Below are 21,701 nucleotides of genomic sequence, written 5' to 3'. Positions count from 1 at the left end.
GCTCTTTCCCTACAGTAACTGGCGGATGTCTTCCGGCAGAAACCTTACATACCTGGATCCCGGGTTGTTCGAGCATTGCCTGATAATGATCGGCACCTTTCTGTTCATATCGGCGATCAATGCCAGACGCCGTTCGGTCGGCAGTGTTGCCGTGGAAAACGCGTTCGACAGATAAGCCCGGATGTAATGGAACGCGGCGGAATCGATCCACTCGTACTCCGGGGCACGCGCCAGCGCCGCATTGAGATCGCGACATCTCAATGCCTTGAGCCGCTGGTTGAGATGCAACGGTAGATACACATCGAACCCGAATATCATCGGCGCAACGACTTCCTGCTCTTCAGGTTTGTCACCCTCAACGGTCCATGGCTTGAAGCGCCACTGCGCTATGGCGACCCGGGTCGCCTCGGCGAAATCAGGGTGATCGCTTTGCAAAATGCTCACCTTGCTGACCGAGCCATTGGCATGTGCCACGAACCTGACCCGGACATTACCGGTGATTCCAGCCCGGTGCAGCGCCGGTGGGTAAATCGGCTTGGGGTTGTTTTCCGGTATCAGGAACACCTCTCCTGCGCGGCTTTCAACAGACACAACAAACAACAACACCACTAACACAAACCACCGCATCCTCCTCTCCCCCGCACCTGAAACGCCATAACTGGCTATACGGCCAAGGTTAAAGCTCAAGGGTGCGGCACTGAAGGTCACGGCTTCCGGTAACAGAGCAGGACATTTCCCAAAGAATTGCCCTACCCGGGACGGATCAGTCGCGTAAAGCATGGGTGGGTAACGCTTCCTACAACGCCCTTCACTTACACCTGAGCGACATGTTCATAAAGGAACACGCGATATCCAACATTTCCGCTTTTTTGCCGATGAGAACCAGTGCTATTTTCGGTAACGAAACTGTAACATTCGCATCCGCAGTCAAAACAAGAAATTTGGAGCTCTTGAATGTTTGCTTTCTTTCGTCCTGCCGCACATCAGGCTCCTTTGCCTGAAGAAAAAATAGACAGCACCTACCGACGCCTGCGCTGGCAGATCTTCGCCGGCATCTTCATTGGCTATGCCGGTTACTACCTGCTGCGCAAGAACTTCTCCCTGGCCATGCCCTACCTGATCGACGAGGGTTACTCCCGCGGTCAGCTGGGTCTGGCGATGTCCGCCATCGCGATTGCCTACGGCCTGTCGAAGTTCCTCATGGGCCTGGTGTCCGACCGGTCCAACCCGCGTTTCTTCCTGCCGTTCGGCCTGTTGGTGTCGGCTGGGGTCATGTTCATTTTCGGTTTCGCGCCCTGGGCAACATCCAGCGTGACCATGATGTTCATTCTGCTGTTCATCAACGGCTGGGCGCAGGGCATGGGTTGGCCGCCGAGTGGCAGGACCATGGTGCACTGGTGGTCGCAGAAGGAACGCGGCGGCGTGGTGTCCGTGTGGAACGTGGCACACAACGTCGGCGGCGGCCTGATCGGCCCGCTGTTCCTGATCGGCATGGGCCTGTTCAATGACTGGCATGCGGCGTTCTACGTGCCGGCAGCGGTGGCACTGGCGGTAGCGGTGTTTGCCTTTGTGACCATGCGCGACACCCCGCAATCGGTTGGCCTGCCGCCGATCGAGCAGTACAAGAACGACTATCCGGAGGGCTACGATGCCAGCCACGAAGAGGAATTCAGCGCCAAGGAAATCTTCGTCAAATACGTGCTGCGCAACAAAATGCTCTGGTACATCGCCATGGCCAACGTCTTTGTCTATCTGCTGCGCTACGGCGTGCTGGACTGGGCACCGACCTACCTCAAGGAAGCCAAGGGCTTCACCGTGGATAAAACCTCGTGGGCGTATTTCTTCTACGAGTGGGCAGGTATCCCGGGCACGCTGCTGTGCGGCTGGATGTCGGACAAGATCTTCCGTGGCAACCGCGGCCTGACCGGCATGGTGTTCATGGCGCTGGTGACGGTCGCGACGCTGGTTTACTGGCTCAACCCGGCCGGCAACCCGATGATCGACATGATCGCGCTGCTTTCCATCGGCTTCCTGATCTACGGCCCGGTCATGCTGATCGGCCTGCAGGCGCTGGAACTGGCACCGAAGAAGGCGGCCGGTACGGCGGCGGGCTTTACCGGCCTGTTCGGTTACCTGGGCGGTTCGGTCGCGGCCAGTGCAGCAATGGGCTACACCGTGGACCATTTCGGTTGGGACGGCGGTTTCGTGCTGCTGGTGGGCGCCTGCCTGCTGGCGATGGCCTTCCTGGCCCCGACGCTACGCCACAAACAAGTCGCCAGTCAGGGCCGCGAAGCACTCGCTTGATCGGCCTTTGATTTGCAGCGCTTGAGCCGCGCCTCCAGATTCCGGTCTGGCATGGCGTGGCTACGCAGGGCGTGCGCGGTCTGCTCGACATAATCGCGAGTAGTGCCGTAACGCCCGCAAGCGTTTTCGAACACATGGCTCAGCACATGGTCCGGCAGGTTGCCGGCATAGCTGGGCAGATGTCGCTCCAGCACAAACCCCAAGGCCTGAACCTGGCTGCCATCTTCGAGTCGGCAGTTGAGCCAGTGCGGGCGGTAGGAAGGAAATGGCATCTCGCGCTGCCAAAGTGCGTACAGCGACGCTTCGAGTTGCTCTTCGGGCAAGCGATAGGCGAAACCGCTGCAAGAGCCACCGCGATCCAGGCCAAACACCAGGCCGGGCATTTCCGGGGTGCCGCGATGTTCGTGGGACCACAGGTACAACCCGCGATGGTAGCCATGCACCCGGCCGCGAACCCGCTCAACCGCCGTGCATTCAGGCCGCCAGATCAGCGAGCCGTAGGCAAACAGCCACACCGGCCCACCCTTGTGACGGGCCATGGTCGACTGCATCGAGCTAAGCAATTGTTCGTGGGTGAGCTGCGGCCCCAGATCGAGCCGCGGAGGGTAAGCCAGATTCAAAAAAGCAGATTCGATGGCGCTCATGGCGAATAGCGTTCAGCTCCCCGCGGGTGAAGAATTACTTAATAGAACGCACGGCTGTAATAATAAGGCACATAAGTTTTAAGGCAATTTGAATGCCATGGCACAGTTCATAATTAATTGCCTGACTGGAATATAACCTACCGGCATTTATATAAATTTATAAATACCGATAGGCTATATAGCAGGTTATAAACCTATAACCCTGTAGGAGCGAGCTTGCTCCGGGCGGCGTTCCGACGATGGACTCAAGAACTCTGCGGGCAGCCTGACTTCCCGCGTAATCGTTAACGACCATCGCGAGCAGGCTCGCTCCTACGGGAGGGTGTAGCATCAGGATCTAGGTGCGTAGGCAAATACGTCGGCGCGCATCTGGTGGGCGTCCATTCCCGCATCGACCAGCGCATCCAAGGTGCCGTAGACCATGGCCGGCGAGCCACTGGCGTAGACATGCAGGGCCTTGAGATCGGGAAAGTCTTCACAGACCGCTTCATGCAACATGCCGCAGCGCCCTTCCCAACCGCATTGATCGCTGACGACCTTGTGCAGGAACAGGTTGGGCAATTTCAGCCATTCGTTCCAATGCTCGACTTGATAAAAGTCCTCTGGACGACGCACGCCCCAATACAAATGCACCGGATGCTTGAAACCCGTGGCCCGGCAATGTTCGATCAGGCCGTGGATCTGGCCCATGCCGGTGCCGGCGGCGATCAGCACGAGAGGGCCGTCCGGCAACTCCTCGAGGTGGGTATCGCCAAACGGCAACTCGACCCGCACCATGCTGTTGCGCTGGAGCTGCTCGATCAGGCTCAGCGCACTGGATTCGCGCGCCAGTACGTGGATTTCCAGGTCGCGCCCCGCATGCGGTGCCGAGGCGAGGGAGAAGGCGGATTTTTCGCCGTTCTCGCGTTCGATCATCAGGTACTGTCCGGCGTGATAACGCGGCGGTTTGCCGGCCGGAGCCCGCAGACGCACGCGCCAGGTATCGCCGCCCACGTCCTTGCACTCAATGACCTGACACGACACGCTGCGCACTGGCAGTTCTCCCAAGGCGAGCACGCCATCCCACAGCACGATGCAGTCTTCCAGCGGCTCCGCTATGCAAGTGTAGAACTCGCCATGATCACGCACATTGCCGGCCTGCTCGACCCGACCTTCCACCAGCAGCGCCGCGCACACGTGGCAATTGCCGTTGCGGCAACTTTGCGGGCATTCGTAGCCCAGTCGTCGTGCGCCATCGAGAATCCGCTCGCCGGGCAATATCTCAAGCACTGCTCCGGAGGGCTGCAAGGTTACACGCATCAATCTATTCCTAACTGATTCCAGATGGCATCGATCCGCTGGGTCACCGCATCGTCCTTGACGATGACACGGCCCCACTCACGGGTGGTTTCGCCCGGCCATTTATGCGTGGCATCAAGGCCCATTTTCGACCCCAGGCCGGACACCGGCGAAGCGAAGTCCAGGTAGTCGATCGGCGTGTTGTCGATCATCACCGTGTCGCGCTTGGGGTCCATGCGCGTGGTGATGGCCCAGATCACGTCGTTCCAGTCCCGGGCGTTGATATCGTCGTCAGTGACGATAACGAACTTGGTGTACATGAACTGTCGCAAAAACGACCAGACACCCAGCATTACCCGCTTGGCATGGCCCGGGTACGACTTTTTCATGGTCACGATGGCCATGCGGTACGAGCAACCTTCGGGTGGCAGGTAGAAATCGGTGATTTCCGGGAACTGCTTCTGCAGGATCGGCACGAACACTTCGTTCAGCGCGACGCCGAGGATCGCCGGCTCATCCGGCGGACGGCCGGTGTAGGTGCTGTGGTAGATCGGCTTGATCCGGTGGGTGATGCGCTCGACGGTGAACACCGGGAAGCTGTCGACTTCGTTGTAGTAACCGGTGTGGTCGCCGTACGGGCCTTCATCGGCCATCTCGCCCGGATGGATCACGCCTTCAAGGATGATTTCGGCGGTGGCCGGCACTTGCAGGTCATTGCCGCGGCATTTCACCAACTCGGTGCGGTTACCGCGCAACAGGCCGGCGAAGGCGTATTCGGAAAGGCTGTCGGGCACCGGGGTCACGGCGCCGAGGATGGTTGCCGGGTCTGCGCCCAATGCGACCGATACCGGGAACGGCTGGCCGGGATGCTTCTCGCACCACTCGCGGAAGTCCAGCGCGCCGCCACGGTGGCTCAGCCAGCGCATGATGACCTTATTGCGACCGATCACTTGCTGACGATAGATGCCGAGGTTCTGGCGATCCTTGTTCGGGCCTTTGGTGACGGTCAGGCCCCAGGTGATCAGCGGACCGACATCGCCCGGCCAACAGGTCTGCACCGGTAACATGGCCAGGTCGACGTCGTCGCCTTCGATGACCACTTCCTGACACACCGCGTCCTTGACGACTTTCGGCGCCATCGAAATGATCTTGCGGAAAATCGGCAGCTTGGACCAGGCATCCTTCAGGCCTTTGGGCGGCTCGGGTTCCTTGAGGAACGCCAGCAGCTTGCCGATCTCGCGCAGCTCGCTGACCGATTCGGCGCCCATGCCCATGGCGACCCGCTCGGGGGTGCCGAACAGGTTGCCGAGCACCGGGATGTCATAGCCTGTCGGTTTTTCGAACAACAGCGCCGGGCCTTTGGCCCGTAGCGTGCGATCACACACCTCCGTCATCTCCAACACTGGAGAGACGGGGATCTGGATGCGTTTCAACTCTCCGCGCTGCTCAAGCTGCTGCACGAAATCCCGAAGATCCTTGAATTTCATTGATGATGGCACCCGAAAAATAGGCGTACATCCTACCTGCTCTGCCGGCCGCTGGCAGCTTATCGCTGCTCATCTGGATGCATTCACCTGCCGCTTCCCCGGGTTTGCCTTGGCTTGCAGACTGACAAACAGCGGTTCGAGGATCGGCGCCACCCAGCGCGCACCGACTTCCGAGAGGTGATTGTCATCGGTGTACAGCGAGTAGCCCCCACGTTCGGCGCGGCACAGCCCGCTCGCATCACATAGCCTTGCCGTCGGATCCACCACCTGTACCGCCGGGTCCTGCGCCAGTTGTGCGAATAGTTGACTGATGAATGCCTGGCGCTTGTGGTGCTCTGCGAGCGCCAACCCGACATCGTCGACCGGACGGTCCAGCATTGCCAGACGGGTGAGTCGATACGGTGGACTGAAGGCCTGCAATGGCACCTCTTTTACCAGCCAGACCCGATGCCCGCCGGCACGCAATTGCCCGACTCGCGCACGCAAGCCATCGGCCAGACGTTGTTCGGCGCCGGCACGATCGTAATGCCCGTCAGCGCTTTTCAAAGCGTGACCCAGATCACCTTTGCCATCGCCGTAGAGGTACAGACTCCAGTGCGCGACCAACACCACATCGCTAACGGCCTGGGGTAACAAGGCCTGTTCGATCCTGTGATTGAATCGGGCACAACGCGCGTCGTGCTCCAGACCCTCGACTGGCACGCATCCCGGAGAACTCGCCAGGACCACGCTGACGCCATGCGCCTTGGCGCCGTCCTCGAACACCGGAATCAACGCCGTGGCGTGGCTGTCACCCCAAACCAGCGCCCGGGCTGGACGGTTTTGTGCACCGTAATGGCAGAACAATTTGTCATCCGGCGTCTTGTCGTCCGCCAGGCAGGCCATCAGCTCCGGCCGCCATTCGCGACCCTTGGCGTATTGCAGAGCCTGATGGGACAGGCGCCACGGCAATCCGTCGGTCCAGCGTAGAGCCTGTCCGACCAGCCCGAGCACCAGGATGCCGCAGGCCCCGGTGAGCAGAATCTGCCGACGCCCGGCCAGCAAGCGACGCTCACGCAAAGGCGTCTCGACGAACCGCCACGAGAGGTAGCCCAACACCAGACTGAGCAGGATCAACCCGGCAATGTCGAACGCACCCGACTCACCGATACTGGCGTAGCTGGAAAACACAAACACCGGCCAATGCCACAGGTACCAGGAATAAGAGATCAGCCCGAGAGCGACCATCAGCCGACTGCTCAAAAACTGACCAACCCACGTCTGGCGATGACCGTTGGCAAAAATCAGAGCGACCACGCCGAGGGTTGGCAGCAACGCCGCCGCTCCAGGAAAGGCGGTGGTTTTATCGTAGCCGAACACGGCCAGCAGGATCAGGGCCATGCCGAGCAGGCTCAGAAACTGCGCCACCATCGACTTCAGACGCCACCCATGCCTGGGCACTACCGCAAGCATCGCCCCTGCCAACAGCTCCCAGGCACGCATTGGCAGCAGGAAGAAGGCTTTTTCCGGATGGTGATGAACGGCCCAGACACTCAAGCCAAAGGACAGCAGTAACAGACCGAACAGCGTCAGTCGCCAATGTTTCAGGCGACTCGACAGCAACGTCAGCAACAGCGGGAAGACGATGTAAAACTGTTCCTCCACCGCCAGCGACCAGGTGTGCAGCAGGGGCTTGAGATCAGAGGCGACATCGAAATAGCCATCCTGGCGCATGAACAGGATGTTCGACACGAACATCACCTGGTAACGCACCGATCGCCCCAGTTCCTCGTAATCCTTCGGTGCCAGCAAAAACCAGCCGATCGCCAACACCGCGATGATCATCGCGAACAACGCCGGCAAAATCCGCCGCGCACGCCGGGCCCAGAAATCGACGAAGCTGAATTGCCCGGCCTGGCGCTGACTCCAGATGATCGAGGTGATCAGGTAACCGGAAATCACGAAAAACACGTCCACGCCGACAAAGCCGCCGGTAAACCCCGGAACGCCAAAATGAAACAGCACGACAGCGATCACCGCTACTGCGCGCAAGCCGTCGATATCCCTTCGATAAGCCAATGTGCTCATAAACATTAAACCAGTCGGATCTTCGAATTCAGCGCGCTTGAACATCAATTCCGAAGACGACTGCAAACGCGGCTGGTTGAACTGCTAACCAACTGACCCTGGCCGATCCAAAACCTCCCATGACCAGGACAAAAAAGTGCACGCAAAAAAAATGGCGCCCCACGGGGCGCCATTCTCTTGAACTCAACGGGCGATGTTACTTGCGCTTCATCGACAGGAAGAATTCGTCGTTTGTCTTGGTCGTTTTCAGCTTGTCGACCAGGAACTCGATGGCAGCGACTTCATCCATCGGATGCAGCAACTTGCGCAGGATCCACATGCGCTGCAGCTCGTCGTCGGCGGTCAGCAACTCTTCGCGGCGGGTGCCGGAACGGTTGATGTTGATGGCCGGGAACACGCGCTTTTCAGCGATGCGGCGATCCAGAGGCAGCTCCATGTTGCCGGTGCCTTTGAATTCCTCGTAGATCACTTCGTCCATCTTCGAGCCGGTTTCAACCAGCGCAGTGGCGATGATGGTCAGCGAGCCGCCTTCTTCGATGTTCCGCGCGGCGCCGAAGAACCGTTTCGGTTTCTCCAGGGCGTGGGCATCGACACCACCGGTCAGCACCTTGCCGGAGCTCGGGATCACGGTGTTGTAGGCACGGGCCAGACGGGTGATGGAGTCGAGCAGGATCACCACGTCTTTCTTGTGTTCGACCAGGCGCTTGGCCTTCTCGATCACCATTTCGGCAACCTGCACGTGGCGGGTTGGCGGCTCGTCGAACGTCGAGGCAACCACTTCGCCGCGCACGGTGCGCTGCATTTCGGTTACTTCTTCCGGACGTTCGTCGATCAGCAGCACGATCAGGTGAACTTCAGGGTTGTTACGCGCGATGTTCGCGGCAATGTTCTGCAGCATGATCGTCTTGCCCGCTTTCGGCGGAGCAACGATCAGACCGCGCTGGCCTTTGCCGATCGGGGCGCACAGGTCGATGACACGACCGGTCAGGTCTTCGGTGGAACCGTTACCGGCTTCCATCTTCATGCGTACGGTCGGGAACAGCGGGGTCAGGTTCTCGAAGAGAATCTTGTTTTTCGCGTTTTCCGGACGGTCGAAGTTGATCGTGTCGACCTTGAGCAGCGCGAAATAACGCTCGCCTTCCTTTGGAGGGCGGATCTTGCCAACGATGGTGTCACCGGTGCGCAAGTTGAAACGACGGATCTGGCTCGGCGAGACGTAGATATCGTCTGGACCGGCGAGATAGGAAGCGTCAGCGGAGCGCAGGAAGCCGAAGCCGTCCTGGAGAATCTCCAGCACGCCATCACCGGAGATTTCCTCACCGCTTTTCGCGTGCTTCTTGAGCAGGGAGAAAATCACGTCCTGCTTGCGCGAACGGGCCATATTTTCTATGCCCATCTGTTCGGCCAATTCGAGCAGTTCGGTAATCGGCTTTTGCTTGAGTTCAGTCAGATTCATATAGGAATGACGTAATCATTTATGGAGGGGGGAAATTAAGCTTTTGGCTTAATGAGGCCGCGCCGCAGAGAAGGCGACAGGATCGCGTACTTATTCGAAAAGGAGTGCGTCGGCGACGGCTAGCAGGGGGCAATGGAGAAACCAGTGCGGGGCCGAATGTACCACCTGAGTTTAGGAGCGTCTAGCCCTGAATACGCAAAAAGCCCCGCTATTTGCGAGGCTTTTTCAGGACACTTTGCAGCGACGCTTAGATGTTGGCGTCGAGGAAAGCAGCCAGTTGCGACTTCGACAGTGCGCCGACCTTGGTCGCTTCAACGTTGCCGTTCTTGAACAGCATCAGGGTCGGGATACCACGCACGCCATGCTTGGCCGGGGTTTCCTGGTTTTCGTCGATGTTCAGCTTGGCGACGGTCAGCTTGCCTTTGTAGGTCTCGGCAATTTCGTCCAGAACAGGAGCGATCATTTTGCAAGGGCCGCACCACTCAGCCCAGTAATCGACCAATACAGCGCCTTCAGCCTTGAGTACGTCGGCCTCGAAGCTAGCGTCGCTAACGTGTTTGATAAGATCGCTGCTCATGGAATTCTCCAGGGTTGTAAGCAAAAAAACGTGGCCCATCATAGCTGCCCTTCCCTCGTTCAGGAAGGTGCAGTTGATTGAGTCTCGCTATGGTGTTCCATGAGTTTGGGTATAGCCCGGGTCACGCCGTGGCGGGAGCGACGAAGGCGATTCCGGTGCGCAACGCCGCGTTGCGCACGTGCTCGTGCATGGCTTTTTGCGCGGCGCCAGAGGCTCGGCGAGCCAGCGCGCGAAGGATCTTGCGGTGCTCCTGCCAGGTTTCCATGGCCCGCTCGGCCCGGATGAACGGTAGTTTCTGGCTTTCCAGGAAGATATCGGCGCTGGCGGTGAGGATACTCAACATTGCCTGATTGCCGCTGGCCAGCAGGATGCGCCGGTGGAATTCGAAGTCCAGGCGCGCCGCCGCTTCGAAATCAGCGGCCTTGAGTTCGTTGCGCATGGCGGCGACGTTGTCTTCCAGGGCATCGAGCTCCTCGGTGCTCAAGGTCACGGCCGCCAACCCCGCGGCAAACCCCTCCAGCGCGTAGCGCAACTGGAAGATATCCAGCGGCGAAGCCTGCGCCGCAAACGGCCAGCCCGCTGCGACCTCGCCTCGCGGCAACTCCACCGGCGCCTGCACAAACACGCCTTTGCCCGGCTGGATACTGATGACGCCCAGCGCACTCAGGGACGACAACGCCTCACGCAACGACGCCCGGCTGACCCCCAATTGCACCGCCAGGTCCCGTTGCGAGGGCAAGGCATCCCCCGGCCCGAAGCCCTGTTCGGTAATCAGTTTACGGATGGCTTGCAGCGCCACTTCGGGTACGGCGCGGGAGATCGAGTTCATGGTTTTCCAGACGAACCAGGCCAATGTGCGCTCAGTTGTAAAGCTATTCGCGACGCCCGGCAAGTCGTGCCCCATGGGGGTTCGGTGATTTTCCCGGCTGCGCCATCGGGGTGCGAAACACAACCTGACTGTTCAGACCAGTAAGACCGTTCGACGCCAGCAAAACCGCGCTCTGGCGCCCCCGAGACCGCATGTTGGCATGGCCCATGCTCTGTCGATCGGCAGAAATCACTTCTTGCCGATTCGGAGATTTGCCATGACCCAGCGTTTCAGCGCCCTCCTCGCCGCCCTGTTTGCCAGCCTGATGCTGACCCAGGCACCCGCCCACGCCGACGGTCTGGAGGATGTGGTCAAGCGCGGCGTCCTCAAGGTCGCCGTGCCCCAGGACTTCCCGCCCTTCGGCTCGGTCGGTCCGGACATGAAACCCCGTGGCCTCGATATCGACACCGCGAAACTGCTGGCCGACCAGCTCAAGGTCAAACTCGAACTGACTCCGGTCAACAGCACCAACCGCATCCCATTCCTGACCACCGGCAAGGTCGACCTGGTGATCTCCAGCCTCGGCAAGAACCCAGAGCGCGAGAAGGTCATCGACTTCTCCCGCGCCTATGCGCCCTTCTACCTCGCCGTGTTCGGTCCGCCAGACGCCGACATCAAGACCCTGGACGACCTCAAGGGCAAGACCATCAGCGTCACCCGCGGCGCCATCGAAGACATCGAGCTGACCAAGGTCGCCCCCGAAGGCGTGACCATCAAGCGCTTCGAAGACAACAACTCGACCATCGCCGCGTACCTGGCGGGACAGGTCGACCTGATCGCCAGCGGCAACGTGGTGATGGTCGCGATCAGCGAGAAAAGCCCGAAACGCGTACCGGCGCTGAAAGTGAAACTCAAGGATTCGCCGGTCTATGTCGGAGTGAACAAGAACGAGCCGGCGCTGCTGGACAAGGTCAACCAGATCCTCGTGACCGCCAAGAGCGACGGAGCGCTGGAGAAAAACGCCCTGACCTGGCTGAAAGAACCACTGCCGGCCGACCTCTGATCTCGCGCGCAGGAGAGACGTTATGGCCTATCAGTTCGACTTCTTGCCGGTGGTGAACAACACCGATCTGTTGCTGCGCGGTGCGTTGTTCACCCTTGAGCTGACCGCCATCGGCGCGGTGCTCGGCGTGGGGCTGGGCATCGTCGGGGCGCTGGTGCGGGCGTGGAACATCCGGCCTTTCGCGGGGATCTTCGCGGTCTACGTCGAGTTGATCCGCAACACGCCCTTCCTGGTGCAGCTGTTTTTCATCTTCTTCGGCTTGCCGTCCCTGGGCGTGCAGATTTCCGAATGGCAGGCGGCGGTGTTGGCGATGGTGATCAACCTCGGCGCCTATTCGACCGAGATCATCCGCGCCGGCATCCAGGCGATCCCCCGGGGTCAACTGGAGGCCGCGGCGGCGTTGGCGATGACGCGCTTCGAAGCGTTCCGCCATGTGGTGCTGCTGCCGGCACTGGGCAAAGTCTGGCCGGCCCTGAGTAGCCAGATCATCATCGTCATGCTCGGCTCGGCGGTGTGTTCGCAGATCGCTACCGAAGAGTTGAGCTTCGCTGCCAACTTCATTCAGTCGCGCAACTTCCGCGCCTTTGAAACCTACGCCCTGACTACCTTGCTCTATCTGTGCATGGCGCTGCTGATCCGCCAGTTGTTGAACTGGATCGGCCACCGCTTCATCGCAAGGAGCAGCCGATGAGCGATTTCACTTTCTGGGACATCGTGCGCAACCTGCTCACCGGCCTGCAATGGACGCTGGCGCTGTCGCTGGTGGCGTTCATTGGCGGCGGGCTGATCGGCTTGCTGATCATGGTCATGCGCATCTCGAGTAAATCCCTGCCGCGCAGCTTTGCCCGCACCTACATCGAACTGTTCCAGGGTACGCCGCTGCTGATGCAGCTGTTCCTGGTGTTTTTCGGCGTGGCCCTGGCCGGACTGGAAATTTCGCCGTGGATGGCGGCGGCGATTGCCCTGACGCTGTTCACCAGCGCCTACCTGGCGGAGATCTGGCGTGGTTGCGTCGAATCGATCCCCAACGGCCAGTGGGAAGCCTCGGCGAGCCTGGCGCTGAACCCGCTGGAACAATTGCGCCATGTGATCCTGCCCCAGGCGCTGCGCATCGCCGTGGCGCCGACCGTGGGCTTCTCGGTGCAAGTGGTCAAAGGCACCGCCGTCACCTCGATCATCGGCTTCACCGAGCTGACCAAGACCGGCGGCATGCTCGCCAACGCGACTTTCGAACCCTTCATGGTCTATGGCCTCGTCGCCCTCGGCTATTTCCTGCTCTGCTACCCCCTGTCGCTCAGTGCGCGCTACCTGGAAAGGAGACTGCATGCCTCTGCTTAGAATTTCCGCCCTGCATAAATACTACGGCGACCATCATGTGCTCAAAGGCATCGACCTGAGCATCGAGGAAGGCCAGGTGGTGGCGATCATCGGCCGCAGTGGCTCGGGCAAATCCACCTTGCTGCGCACCCTCAACGGCCTGGAGTCGATCAATGACGGCGTGATCGAAGTCGACGGCGAATACCTCGACGCCGCCCGCGCGGACCTGCGCAGCCTGCGACAGAAAGTCGGCATGGTGTTCCAGCAGTTCAACCTGTTCCCGCACCTGACCGTGGGTGAGAACGTCATGCTGGCGCCGCAAGTTGTGCAGAAGGTGCCAAAGGCCAAGGCCGCCGAACTGGCGCGACAGATGCTGGAACGGGTCGGGCTGGGGGAAAAGTTCGATGCCTTTCCGGATCGACTGTCCGGCGGCCAGCAACAGCGGGTGGCGATTGCCCGTGCCCTGGCGATGTCGCCGAAAGTGTTGCTGTGCGATGAAATCACCTCGGCCCTGGACCCGGAGCTGGTCAACGAAGTGCTGAGCGTAGTCCGGCAACTGGCCAGGGAAGGCATGACACTGATCATGGTCACTCACGAAATGCGCTTCGCCCGGGAGGTTGGGGACAAGTTGGTGTTCATGCACCAGGGCAAGGTGCATGAGGTAGGGGATCCGAAAGTAGTGTTCGCCAATCCACAGACGGCGGAGCTGGCAAATTTCATCGGGACCGTGGAAGCAACGGCCTGAACCCTTGTAGGAGCTGCCGAAGGCTGCGATCTTTTGACTTTGCTTTAAAAGATCAAGATCAAAAGATCGCAGCCTTCGGCAGCTCCTACGGAAGGCTCGAGCAGTGAGCCGGATCAATGCATTGGATCGTGCGCGTTGGCGGCAGCCTTTGATCGTGGCACGATGTCGAGGTTATCGACCGAGACCCCGACCATGCCGCAATCCCAAGCCAAGAATCTGTCCCTGATCGCCGCAATCGACCTGGGCTCCAACAGCTTTCACATGGTCGTGGCCAAGGCCCAGAACGGCGAAATCCGTATTCTCGAGCGTCTCGGGGAGAAGGTTCAGCTGGCCGCCGGCATCGACGAAGAGCGCCATCTCAACGAAGAATCCATGCAGCGCGGGCTCGATTGCCTCAAGCGCTTTGCCCAACTGATCAACGGTATGCCCACGGGTGCCGTGCGCATCGTTGGCACCAACGCCTTGCGTGAAGCCCGCAACCGCGCCGAATTCATCCGTCGCGCCGAAGAAATTCTCGGCCACCCGGTGGAAGTCATTTCCGGTCGAGAAGAGGCGCGCCTGATCTACCTCGGCGTGTCCCACACCCTCGCCGACACCCCAGGCAAACGCCTGGTGGCCGACATCGGCGGCGGCAGCACCGAATTCATCATTGGCCAGCGCTTCGAACCCCTGCTGCGCGAAAGCCTGCAGATGGGTTGCGTCAGCTACACCCAGCGCTATTTCAAGGACGGCAAGATCACCCCGGCCCGCTACGCCCAGGCGTACACGGCGGCGCGGCTGGAGATCATGAGCATCGAGCACGCCCTGCACCGCCTGACCTGGGATGAAGCCATCGGCTCCTCGGGCACCATCCGCGCCATCGGTCTGGCGCTGAAGGCTGGCGGCCACGGCACCGGGGAGGTCAACGCCGAAGGCCTGGCCTGGCTCAAGCGCAAACTGATGAAGCTGGGCGACGTCGAAAAAATCGACTTCGAAGGTATCAAGCCGGATCGCCGGGCGATCTTCCCGGCGGGCCTGGCGATTCTCGAGGCGATATTTGACTCCCTCGAACTGCAGCGCATGGATCACTGCGAAGGCGCCCTGCGCGAAGGTGTGCTCTATGACTTGCTGGGCCGCCATCATCACGAGGACGTGCGTGAACGTACCCTTACCTCGTTGATGGAGCGCTACCACGTCGACCAGGAACAGGCCGCACGGGTCGAGCGCAAGGCGCTGCATGCGTTTGACCAGGTGGCCGAAGACTGGGACCTGGAAGACGGCGTCTGGCGCGAACTGCTGGGCTGGGCGGCCAAGGTCCATGAAGTGGGACTGGACATCGCTCACTACCAGTACCACAAGCACGGCGCCTACCTGATTGAGCACTCGGACCTCGCCGGGTTCTCCCGCGAAGACCAGTTGATGCTCGCGCTGCTGGTACGCGGCCACCGGCGCAACATTCCCAAGGACAAGTTCGCCGATTTCGGCGACGACGGCATCAAGCTGATTCGCCTGTGTGTGCTACTGCGCTTCGCGATCCTGTTCCACCACATCCGTGGCACCCAGCAAATGCCCCAGGTGGAACTGAACGCCCATGGCAACCACCTGGAAGTGGTGTTCCCGGAGAACTGGCTGGACGAAAACCAGCTGACCCAGGCCGACTTTGAAATTGAAGCGCAATGGCTGACCCGGGTCGACATCGTGTTGACCGCCCGCTAAGCCACTGCCCCTTGTAGGAGCTGCCGCAGGCTGCGATCTTTTGATCTTGATCTTTTAAAAGCAAAATCAAAAGATCGCAGCCTTCGGCAGCTCCTACAGGGGATGGGTCGGGCGCAAATGAAAATGGCGATCTCTGGGGATCGCCATTTTTCTTGCCTCAGCGGACCGTGAGGATCGGACTGCCCAAACGCTCCAGCAATGTCGCCTGGGCGCTGCGCGGGTTCTGATTGCCGGTCGGTGTGTTGCGGATGTAACGACCGTCCGGCTGCAGGCTCCAGCTGTGGGTGTTATCGGTCAGATACAGCTCCAGCTCTTTCTTGACCCGCATGATCAGCTTCTTGCCTTCCACCGGGAAGCAAGTCTCGACGCGCTTGTCGAGGTTGCGTTCCATCCAGTCGGCACTGGACAGGAACATCTGCTCGTCGCCGCCGTTGAGGAAGTAGAAGACCCGGGTGTGCTCCAGGAAACGACCGATGATCGAACGCACATGGATGTTGTGGGAAACCCCGGCGATGCCCGGCCGCAGGCAGCACATGCCACGCACCACCAGATCGATGCGCACGCCTGACTGGCTGGCCTTGTACAGCGCGCGAATGATCTTCGGATCGGTCAGCGAGTTGAACTTGGCGATGATGTGCGCCGGCTTGCCGTCGAGGGCGAACTGGGTTTCCCGGGCAATCATGTCGAGCATGCCCTTTTTCAGGGTGAACGGCGCGTGCAGCAGCTTCTTCATGCGCAGCGTCTTACCCATGCCGATCAACTGGCTGAACAGTTTTCCGACGTCTTCGCACAAGGCGTCGTCGGAGGTCAGCAGGCTGTAGTCGGTGTACAGGCGGGCGTTGCCGGCGTGGTAGTTGCCCGTGCCGAGGTGCGCATAACGCACGATCTCGCCTGCTTCGCGCCGCAGGATCAGCATCATCTTGGCGTGGGTCTTGAAGCCGACCACACCGTAGATCACCACCGCACCGGCCGCTTGCAGTCGGCTGGCCAGTTGCAGGTTGGATTCTTCATCGAACCGTGCACGCAATTCGATCACCGCCGTGACTTCCTTGCCGTTACGCGCCGCATCCACCAGAGCATCGACGATTTCCGAGTTGGCGCCGGAGCGGTACAGGGTCTGGCGCACCGCCAGCACGTGTGGATCCTTGGCGGCCTGGCGCAGTAGGTCGACCACCGGGGTGAACGACTCGAACGGGTGCAGCAGCAGGATGTCCTGCTTGCTGATCACACTGAAAATGTTCTCGCTGTTCTGCAGCAGTTTCGGGATCTGCGGGGTGAACGGCAGGTATTGCAGCTCGCGCTGGCTGTCCAGGCCGGTGATGCTGAACAGCCGCGTCAGGTTCACCGGACCGTTGACCTGGTACAACTCGGTCTCGCTCAGGTTGAACTGCTTGAGCAGGTAGTCGGACAGGTGTTTCGGGCACGTGTCGGCCACTTCCAGGCGCACTGCGTCACCGTAGCGACGGGAGAACAGCTCGCCGCGCAAGGCGCGGGCCAGGTCTTCGACATCTTCGGAGTCCAGCGCGAGGTCGGCGTTGCGGGTCAGGCGGAACTGGTAGCAACCCTTGACCTTCATGCCCTGGAACAGGTCATCGGCGTGAGCGTGGATCATCGACGACAGGAATACATAGTTGTCGCCGGCGCCGCCGACTTCTTCCGGCACCTTGATGATGCGCGGCAGCAGGCGTGGCGCCGGGATGATCGCCAGACCGGAGTCGCGACCGAAGGCGTCGATGCCTTCGAGCTCGACGATGAAGTTCAGGCTCTTGTTCACCAGCAAAGGGAACGGGTGCGTAGGGTCGAGACCGATGGGGGTGATGATCGGTGCGATCTCGTCGCGGAAATAGCGGCGTACCCAGGTCTTGAGCTTGGTCGTCCAATTGCGGCGACGGATGAAGCGGACCTGATGTTTCTCCAGCTCCGGCAACAGAATGTCGTTGAGGATCGCGTACTGACGGTCGACGTGACCGTGTACCAGTTCGCTGATGCGCGCCAGTGCCTGATGCGGTTGCAGACCATCGGCGCCTGCCTGTTCACGAGCGAAGGTGATCTGCTTCTTCAGGCCGGCAACGCGAATTTCGAAGAACTCGTCCAGGTTGCTGGAGAAGATCAGCAGAAACTTCAGCCGCTCCAGCAACGGGTAGGACTCGTCCAGCGCCTGCTCCAGCACGCGGATGTTGAACTGCAGTTGCGACAGTTCGCGGTGGATGTACAGGCTGCTGTCGTCCAGGCCGGGAATGGCCACCGCCGGCGCTGTCGCAGCAGGTTCGACGACCGCCGCGGGCGGAGCTGGCTCCAGCTCCGGCGGGGTCTCGTCGACTTGCTCCACCACCGGTTGAGCGTCTTTTACGGCAACTTCAGTGAGTACTTCGGTATTCATCGAATGTTCCTGGGAGGGCTATTTTTGCTCTCGTAACAATTGAGCGGCACGAACGGCAAAGTACGTCAGGATGCCATCGGCGCCTGCACGTTTGAAAGCGGTCAGCGACTCGAGGATAACCCCTTCGCTCAACCAGCCATTCTGGATCGCCGCCATGTGCATGGCGTATTCGCCGCTGACTTGATAGACAAACGTCGGCACTTTGAATTCTTCTTTGACCCGGCACAGGATGTCGAGGTACGGCATGCCTGGCTTGACCATGACCATGTCCGCACCTTCTGACAAGTCCGCCGCGACTTCGTGCAGGGCTTCGTTGCTGTTGGCCGGGTCCATCTGATAGGAGGCCTTGTTGGCCTTGCCCAGGTTCAGCGCCGAACCGACTGCATCACGGAACGGGCCGTAATAGGCACTGGCGTACTTGGCCGAGTAGGCCATGATCCGCACGTTGACGTGACCGGCCACTTCAAGGGCTTCGCGAATCGCCTGGATGCGACCGTCCATCATGTCCGATGGCGCCACGACCTGAGCGCCGGCTTCGGCGTGGGACAGGGCTTGCCTGACCAGTGCGTCGACGGTGATGTCGTTCTGCACGTAGCCTTCTTCATCAAGAATGCCGTCCTGGCCGTGGGTGGTGAACGGATCCAGGGCCACGTCGGTGATCACGCCCAGCTCTGGGAATTGCGCACGCAGCGCACGAGTGGCGCGCTGGGCGATGCCCTCCGGGTTCCAGGCCTCCTCAGCATTCAGAGACTTGAGTTCCGAAGGCGTCACCGGGAACAGCGCCAGCGCCGGAATCCCCAGTTCGACCCACTTGGCCGCTTCCTCCAGCAACAAGTCGATGGTCAGGCGTTCGACGCCCGGCATCGAAGCCACCGCTTCGCGACGGTTTTCACCGTCCAGAACGAATACCGGCAGGATCAGGTCATCGACGGTCAGGACGTTTTCGCGGACCAGTCGACGCGAGAAGTCGTCACGACGGTTGCGGCGCAGGCGGGTTGCGGGGAACAGACGGTTGGCGGGGGTAAAGCTCACGGCAGACTCCTGAGCCCGCGCAGACGGGCGAGCGTGACAGTTATAAGTGCCCATTATGACGAACGTATGACAGTTATGTGCACCCTGCGACGTGTAGCCGCATTCCATTGTCGTTGTAGGAAATGTTCACGTCGAGACACATTTGGACACTTTCCTGAATGTGTCCGAAGGGTTAGGCTGCGCGTTCATTTCGCCAGCACCCAGACAATGCTCCAACAATTTCTGCATGACTTCGGCTACTTTGCCCTTTTTCTAGGCACGTTCTTCGAAGGCGAAACCATCCTGGTACTCGCGGGCTTCCTCGCGTTCCGTGGATACATGGACATCAACCTGGTGGTGGTCGTGGCCTTCTTCGGCAGCTATGCCGGCGACCAACTGTGGTATTTCCTGGGACGCAAGCACGGTCGAAAACTGCTGGCGCGCAAGCCGCGCTGGCAGATGATGGGTGACCGGGCGCTGGAGCACATTCGCAAGCATCCGGACATCTGGGTACTGAGCTTCCGCTTCGTCTACGGTTTGCGTACGGTCATGCCGGTGGCCATCGGGCTGTCGGGCTATCCGCCGGGCCGTTACCTGCTGCTCAACGGCATTGGCGCGGCGATCTGGGCCGCAGCCCTGGCGGCGGCCGCTTACCATTTCGGCGCAGTGCTCGAAGGCATGCTCGGCAGTGTGAAGAAGTACGAACTTTGGGTGCTCGGCGCCCTGCTGGTCCTGGGCCTCGTGCTGTGGCTGCGCCGGCGCTTCAAGAATGCCCGCCTGGCCAAGCAGGTCTATGCCGACGAGCAGGCCCTGAAAGCTGCGCGGACCAATACCGAAGACCCTACGACGCCAACCGAGTGATGCGGTTTCTGCAACAGTAGAGACCGATTCCGCTCAACAGGCTGTAACTGAGCAGGCCGACCCAGCCCACGGCGCTGGCCGACCACAGCCCCGCCATCGGGGCCAGCCATGCCAACGGCAGATTCGACGCCAGCCGCACCAACTCCAGCTTCAACGCCCACGGGCGATTCTCCAGGGCCACGCCCAGCACAAACAGACCGAACGCCACTGCTCCCCAGCCCAGCACCAGGGCGGCGACTGACAGCTTCGGTTCGAGATTCATCAAGTAGCTGCCCAATGCGATATAGACGCAGAACTGCAACACGACGTAGAGCTGCTGACGCCCGTCCAGCGGCACCTCGAATTTGCGGAACTGGTTCAGGTCCGGCTTGTTGATCGGGTATCTGGCCGCCACGTCCGCCGGGCGCCAGCCCGTGCGCATGAACCAGATCCGCAGCTTGTCCCAGGTGCTTTCGGCACGCCGTGCATCGGCCCACAACTGAGCGTAGAACTGCACGTTCGCCCACAGGGGATTCCAGCTCGCCAGCGGCGTGGTCACGCCGAAGACCACCGGCTCGTTGTCGTCTTCTTCCTGGAACGAACCGAACAGACGGTCCCAAATAATGAACACGCCGCCGTAGTTGCGATCCATGTAGAGAGCGTTCTGTGCATGGTGGGCCCGATGATTGGATGGCGTGACAAAAAACCATTCGAACCAGCCAAGCTTGGGAATGTGCCGCGTATGCACCCAGAACTGATACAGCAGGTTCAGCGCCGCGACACTGACGAACACCAGCAGCGGCACGCCAAACACCGCCATCGGCAGATAGAAGATCCAGCCCAGGAGGAATCCGGTACTGGTCTGGCGCAACGCCGTGGACAGGTTGTAGTCCTCGCTCTGGTGATGCACCGAATGCGCGGCCCAGAGAATGTTGCGCTCGTGGCCCAGGCGATGCAGCCAGTAGTAGCAGAAATCGTAGAGGACGAAGGCAAACACCCAGGTCCAGACGCTGTCGGCCGACAATTCGAACAGCGCCAGATGCTTGAAGGCGAACGCGTAGGTCACCAGTCCGATGCCTTTGGTCAGCAGTCCCGTGGTGGTCGACAGCACGCCGGTGCTGATGCTGTTGATCGCGTCAGCCACCCGATAGTTGCTCACCCCACGCCTGTGGTCGGCCAGCAGCTCGAGGGCGATCAGCACAAAGAAGAGCGGCACCGCGTACAGAATGAAGTCCATGACGCGCCCTGATCGGAATCCTGAGGACAAATGCTATGTGTAACCGCGAATTAACCCTATGGCAACGTGTGACAAATTAGTGGACATTTAACGCCATGAATCTGGAGAAAAGCCCATGAGCAAAAAAGTTGCAGTGATCCTTTCCGGTTGTGGCGTGTACGACGGCGCCGAGCTCCACGAGAGCGTCATCACCCTGCTGCGCCTGGATCAACGCGGGGCGCAGGTGCAGTGCTTCGCACCGAACATCGCGCAGTTGCATGTAATCAATCACCTGACCGGCGAAGAAATGCCCGAATCGCGCAACGTGTTGGTCGAGTCGGCGCGAATTGCCCGGGGCAACATCCAGGACATCCGTGACGCGAACGTCGATGACTTTGACGCGTTGATCGTGCCCGGCGGCTTCGGCTCGGCCAAGAACCTGTCCAACTTCGCCATCGAAGGCGCCGGCTGTACCGTTCAACCGGATGTCCTGGCCCTGACCGAAGCCTTTGCCGAAGCCGGCAAGCCGGTGGGGTTGATGTGCATTTCCCCTGCCCTGGCGGCCAAGATCTACGGTCCCGGCGTCACCTGCACCATTGGCAATGACACCGACACCGCTGCCGCGATGAACAAGATGGGCGCGACCCATACCGATTGCGCGGTCAGTGACATAGTCGAAGACAAGGCACGCAAACTGGTGAGCACCCCGGCCTATATGCTGGCGCAGTCGATCAGTGAAGTGGCGTCGGGGATCAACAAGCTGATAGACCGCGTACTGGAACTGACCCACGAAAACGACGCGTAAAAACAAGA

19 protein-coding genes are annotated in these 21,701 nt (G+C 60.3%); 8 read left to right on the top strand and 11 right to left on the bottom strand.

All coding sequences use genetic code 11. The features are described 5' to 3' along the window. Positions 1–9 precede the first annotated feature (9 nt). Positions 10–627: an energy transducer TonB gene (locus tag KW846_RS01560; protein WP_218481107.1), complete on the bottom strand. Its 618-nt coding sequence runs from the start codon at positions 625–627 to the stop codon at positions 10–12. 327 nt (positions 628–954) lie between these two features. On the opposite strand from KW846_RS01560, the gene glpT reads away from it, so the two are divergent. Beyond that, positions 955–2,304 carry a glycerol-3-phosphate transporter gene (gene glpT, locus KW846_RS01555; RefSeq protein ID WP_007978887.1) on the top strand — a complete coding sequence of 450 codons (1,350 nt, stop codon included), beginning with the start codon at positions 955–957 and terminating at the stop codon, positions 2,302–2,304. Here glpT and KW846_RS01550 read toward each other — a convergent pair. From KW846_RS01550 to KW846_RS01520, 7 genes are all read right to left on the bottom strand, one after another. After that, positions 2,280–2,948, bottom strand: a complete 669-nt coding sequence (locus KW846_RS01550; RefSeq protein ID WP_007978886.1) for a gamma-glutamylcyclotransferase — start codon at positions 2,946–2,948, stop codon at positions 2,280–2,282. The genes glpT and KW846_RS01550 overlap by 25 nt on opposite strands. Positions 2,949–3,278: 330 nt before the next feature. Next, entirely contained in the window at positions 3,279–4,247 is a 969-nt protein-coding gene (locus KW846_RS01545) for a CDP-6-deoxy-delta-3,4-glucoseen reductase (protein WP_116579708.1), read from the bottom strand. Continuing rightward, positions 4,247–5,713: a 4-hydroxy-3-polyprenylbenzoate decarboxylase gene (gene ubiD, locus KW846_RS01540; protein WP_060542502.1), complete on the bottom strand. Its 1,467-nt coding sequence runs from the start codon at positions 5,711–5,713 to the stop codon at positions 4,247–4,249. The genes KW846_RS01545 and ubiD overlap by 1 nt, the downstream gene beginning before the upstream one ends. A 69-nt stretch (positions 5,714–5,782) precedes the next feature. Continuing rightward, a complete protein-coding gene (locus tag KW846_RS01535; RefSeq protein ID WP_218481106.1) occupies positions 5,783–7,780 on the bottom strand; it encodes an acyltransferase family protein in 1,998 nt (665 codons plus the stop codon). A 196-nt stretch (positions 7,781–7,976) separates the two neighbouring features. Beyond that, positions 7,977–9,236: a transcription termination factor Rho gene (rho, locus tag KW846_RS01530; protein WP_003206716.1), complete on the bottom strand. Its 1,260-nt coding sequence runs from the start codon at positions 9,234–9,236 to the stop codon at positions 7,977–7,979. Positions 9,237–9,483: 247 nt separating this feature from the next. Beyond that, entirely contained in the window at positions 9,484–9,813 is a 330-nt protein-coding gene (gene trxA / locus KW846_RS01525) for a thioredoxin TrxA (RefSeq protein ID WP_003206727.1), read from the bottom strand. Between the two features lie 121 nt (positions 9,814–9,934). Further along, positions 9,935–10,642, bottom strand: a complete 708-nt coding sequence (locus KW846_RS01520; protein WP_102699680.1) for a FadR/GntR family transcriptional regulator — start codon at positions 10,640–10,642, stop codon at positions 9,935–9,937. A 256-nt stretch (positions 10,643–10,898) separates the two neighbouring features. On the opposite strand from KW846_RS01520, the gene KW846_RS01515 reads away from it, so the two are divergent. From KW846_RS01515 to ppx, 5 genes are all read left to right on the top strand, one after another. After that, complete coding sequence (locus KW846_RS01515) at positions 10,899–11,684, top strand: transporter substrate-binding domain-containing protein (RefSeq protein ID WP_095964292.1); 786 nt, start codon at positions 10,899–10,901, stop codon at positions 11,682–11,684. Positions 11,685–11,706: 22 nt separating this feature from the next. Then, positions 11,707–12,375 (top strand): amino acid ABC transporter permease, encoded by a 669-nt coding sequence (locus KW846_RS01510; protein ID WP_046039042.1) that lies wholly within the window; start codon positions 11,707–11,709, stop codon positions 12,373–12,375. Continuing rightward, positions 12,372–13,022: an amino acid ABC transporter permease gene (locus tag KW846_RS01505; protein ID WP_218481105.1), complete on the top strand. Its 651-nt coding sequence runs from the start codon at positions 12,372–12,374 to the stop codon at positions 13,020–13,022. Before KW846_RS01510 ends, KW846_RS01505 begins: the two co-directional genes overlap by 4 nt. Next, positions 13,009–13,746 (top strand): amino acid ABC transporter ATP-binding protein, encoded by a 738-nt coding sequence (locus KW846_RS01500; RefSeq protein WP_116579712.1) that lies wholly within the window; start codon positions 13,009–13,011, stop codon positions 13,744–13,746. Before KW846_RS01505 ends, KW846_RS01500 begins: the two co-directional genes overlap by 14 nt. Positions 13,747–13,938: 192 nt before the next feature. Further along, positions 13,939–15,441: an exopolyphosphatase gene (gene ppx, locus KW846_RS01495; RefSeq protein ID WP_116579713.1), complete on the top strand. Its 1,503-nt coding sequence runs from the start codon at positions 13,939–13,941 to the stop codon at positions 15,439–15,441. A gap of 157 nt (positions 15,442–15,598) precedes the next feature. Here ppx and ppk1 read toward each other — a convergent pair whose 3' ends face one another. Both ppk1 and hemB read right to left on the bottom strand, forming a co-directional pair. Beyond that, the gene (gene ppk1 / locus KW846_RS01490) at positions 15,599–17,821 is read right to left on the bottom strand and encodes a polyphosphate kinase 1 (RefSeq protein ID WP_116579714.1); all 2,223 of its coding nucleotides are present in this window, start codon (positions 17,819–17,821) and stop codon (positions 15,599–15,601) included. 18 nt (positions 17,822–17,839) lie between these two features. Further along, positions 17,840–18,853 (bottom strand): porphobilinogen synthase, encoded by a 1,014-nt coding sequence (gene hemB / locus KW846_RS01485; RefSeq protein WP_218481104.1) that lies wholly within the window; start codon positions 18,851–18,853, stop codon positions 17,840–17,842. Positions 18,854–19,060: 207 nt separating this feature from the next. Between hemB and KW846_RS01480 the strand changes: the two genes are divergently transcribed. Continuing rightward, a complete protein-coding gene (locus tag KW846_RS01480; protein ID WP_104450239.1) occupies positions 19,061–19,693 on the top strand; it encodes a DedA family protein in 633 nt (210 codons plus the stop codon). On the opposite strand, the gene KW846_RS01475 is transcribed toward KW846_RS01480, so the two are convergent. Further along, positions 19,674–20,909: a sterol desaturase family protein gene (locus tag KW846_RS01475; protein ID WP_218481103.1), complete on the bottom strand. Its 1,236-nt coding sequence runs from the start codon at positions 20,907–20,909 to the stop codon at positions 19,674–19,676. The genes KW846_RS01480 and KW846_RS01475 overlap by 20 nt on opposite strands. Before the next feature lie 115 nt (positions 20,910–21,024). Between KW846_RS01475 and elbB the strand changes: the two genes are divergently transcribed. Further along, on the top strand, positions 21,025–21,693 hold the full coding sequence (gene elbB / locus KW846_RS01470; protein WP_218481102.1) for an isoprenoid biosynthesis glyoxalase ElbB: 669 nt from the start codon (positions 21,025–21,027) through the stop codon (positions 21,691–21,693). Positions 21,694–21,701: the final 8 nt, after the last annotated feature.

Source organism: Pseudomonas sp. PDM32 (assembly GCF_019219225.1).
In the GTDB taxonomy this organism is placed as follows: domain Bacteria; phylum Pseudomonadota; class Gammaproteobacteria; order Pseudomonadales; family Pseudomonadaceae; genus Aquipseudomonas; species Aquipseudomonas laurylsulfatiphila.
The sequence above is the reverse complement of the archived record's forward strand: the minus strand, read 5'-3'. Positions and strand labels throughout refer to the sequence as shown.

Excerpts from the sequence above, each read along its gene's own strand:
- KW846_RS01500 (WP_116579712.1), top strand. The coding sequence starts at position 13,009 with ATGCCTCTGCTTAGAATTTCCGCCCTGCATAAATACTACGGCGACCAT.
- elbB (WP_218481102.1), top strand. The coding sequence starts at position 21,025 with ATGAGCAAAAAAGTTGCAGTGATCCTTTCCGGTTGTGGCGTGTACGAC.
- glpT (WP_007978887.1), top strand. The coding sequence starts at position 955 with ATGTTTGCTTTCTTTCGTCCTGCCGCACATCAGGCTCCTTTGCCTGAA.
- ppx (WP_116579713.1), top strand. The coding sequence starts at position 13,939 with ATGCCGCAATCCCAAGCCAAGAATCTGTCCCTGATCGCCGCAATCGAC.
- KW846_RS01520 (WP_102699680.1), bottom strand. The coding sequence starts at position 10,642 with ATGAACTCGATCTCCCGCGCCGTACCCGAAGTGGCGCTGCAAGCCATC.
- rho (WP_003206716.1), bottom strand. The coding sequence starts at position 9,236 with ATGAATCTGACTGAACTCAAGCAAAAGCCGATTACCGAACTGCTCGAA.
- KW846_RS01475 (WP_218481103.1), bottom strand. The coding sequence starts at position 20,909 with ATGGACTTCATTCTGTACGCGGTGCCGCTCTTCTTTGTGCTGATCGCC.
- KW846_RS01480 (WP_104450239.1), top strand. The coding sequence starts at position 19,061 with ATGCTCCAACAATTTCTGCATGACTTCGGCTACTTTGCCCTTTTTCTA.
- KW846_RS01510 (WP_046039042.1), top strand. The coding sequence starts at position 11,707 with ATGGCCTATCAGTTCGACTTCTTGCCGGTGGTGAACAACACCGATCTG.
- ppk1 (WP_116579714.1), bottom strand. The coding sequence starts at position 17,821 with ATGAATACCGAAGTACTCACTGAAGTTGCCGTAAAAGACGCTCAACCG.
- KW846_RS01535 (WP_218481106.1), bottom strand. The coding sequence starts at position 7,780 with ATGAGCACATTGGCTTATCGAAGGGATATCGACGGCTTGCGCGCAGTA.
- KW846_RS01560 (WP_218481107.1), bottom strand. The coding sequence starts at position 627 with ATGCGGTGGTTTGTGTTAGTGGTGTTGTTGTTTGTTGTGTCTGTTGAA.
- trxA (WP_003206727.1), bottom strand. The coding sequence starts at position 9,813 with ATGAGCAGCGATCTTATCAAACACGTTAGCGACGCTAGCTTCGAGGCC.
- ubiD (WP_060542502.1), bottom strand. The coding sequence starts at position 5,713 with ATGAAATTCAAGGATCTTCGGGATTTCGTGCAGCAGCTTGAGCAGCGC.
- KW846_RS01550 (WP_007978886.1), bottom strand. The coding sequence starts at position 2,948 with ATGAGCGCCATCGAATCTGCTTTTTTGAATCTGGCTTACCCTCCGCGG.
- KW846_RS01505 (WP_218481105.1), top strand. The coding sequence starts at position 12,372 with ATGAGCGATTTCACTTTCTGGGACATCGTGCGCAACCTGCTCACCGGC.
- KW846_RS01545 (WP_116579708.1), bottom strand. The coding sequence starts at position 4,247 with ATGCGTGTAACCTTGCAGCCCTCCGGAGCAGTGCTTGAGATATTGCCC.
- KW846_RS01515 (WP_095964292.1), top strand. The coding sequence starts at position 10,899 with ATGACCCAGCGTTTCAGCGCCCTCCTCGCCGCCCTGTTTGCCAGCCTG.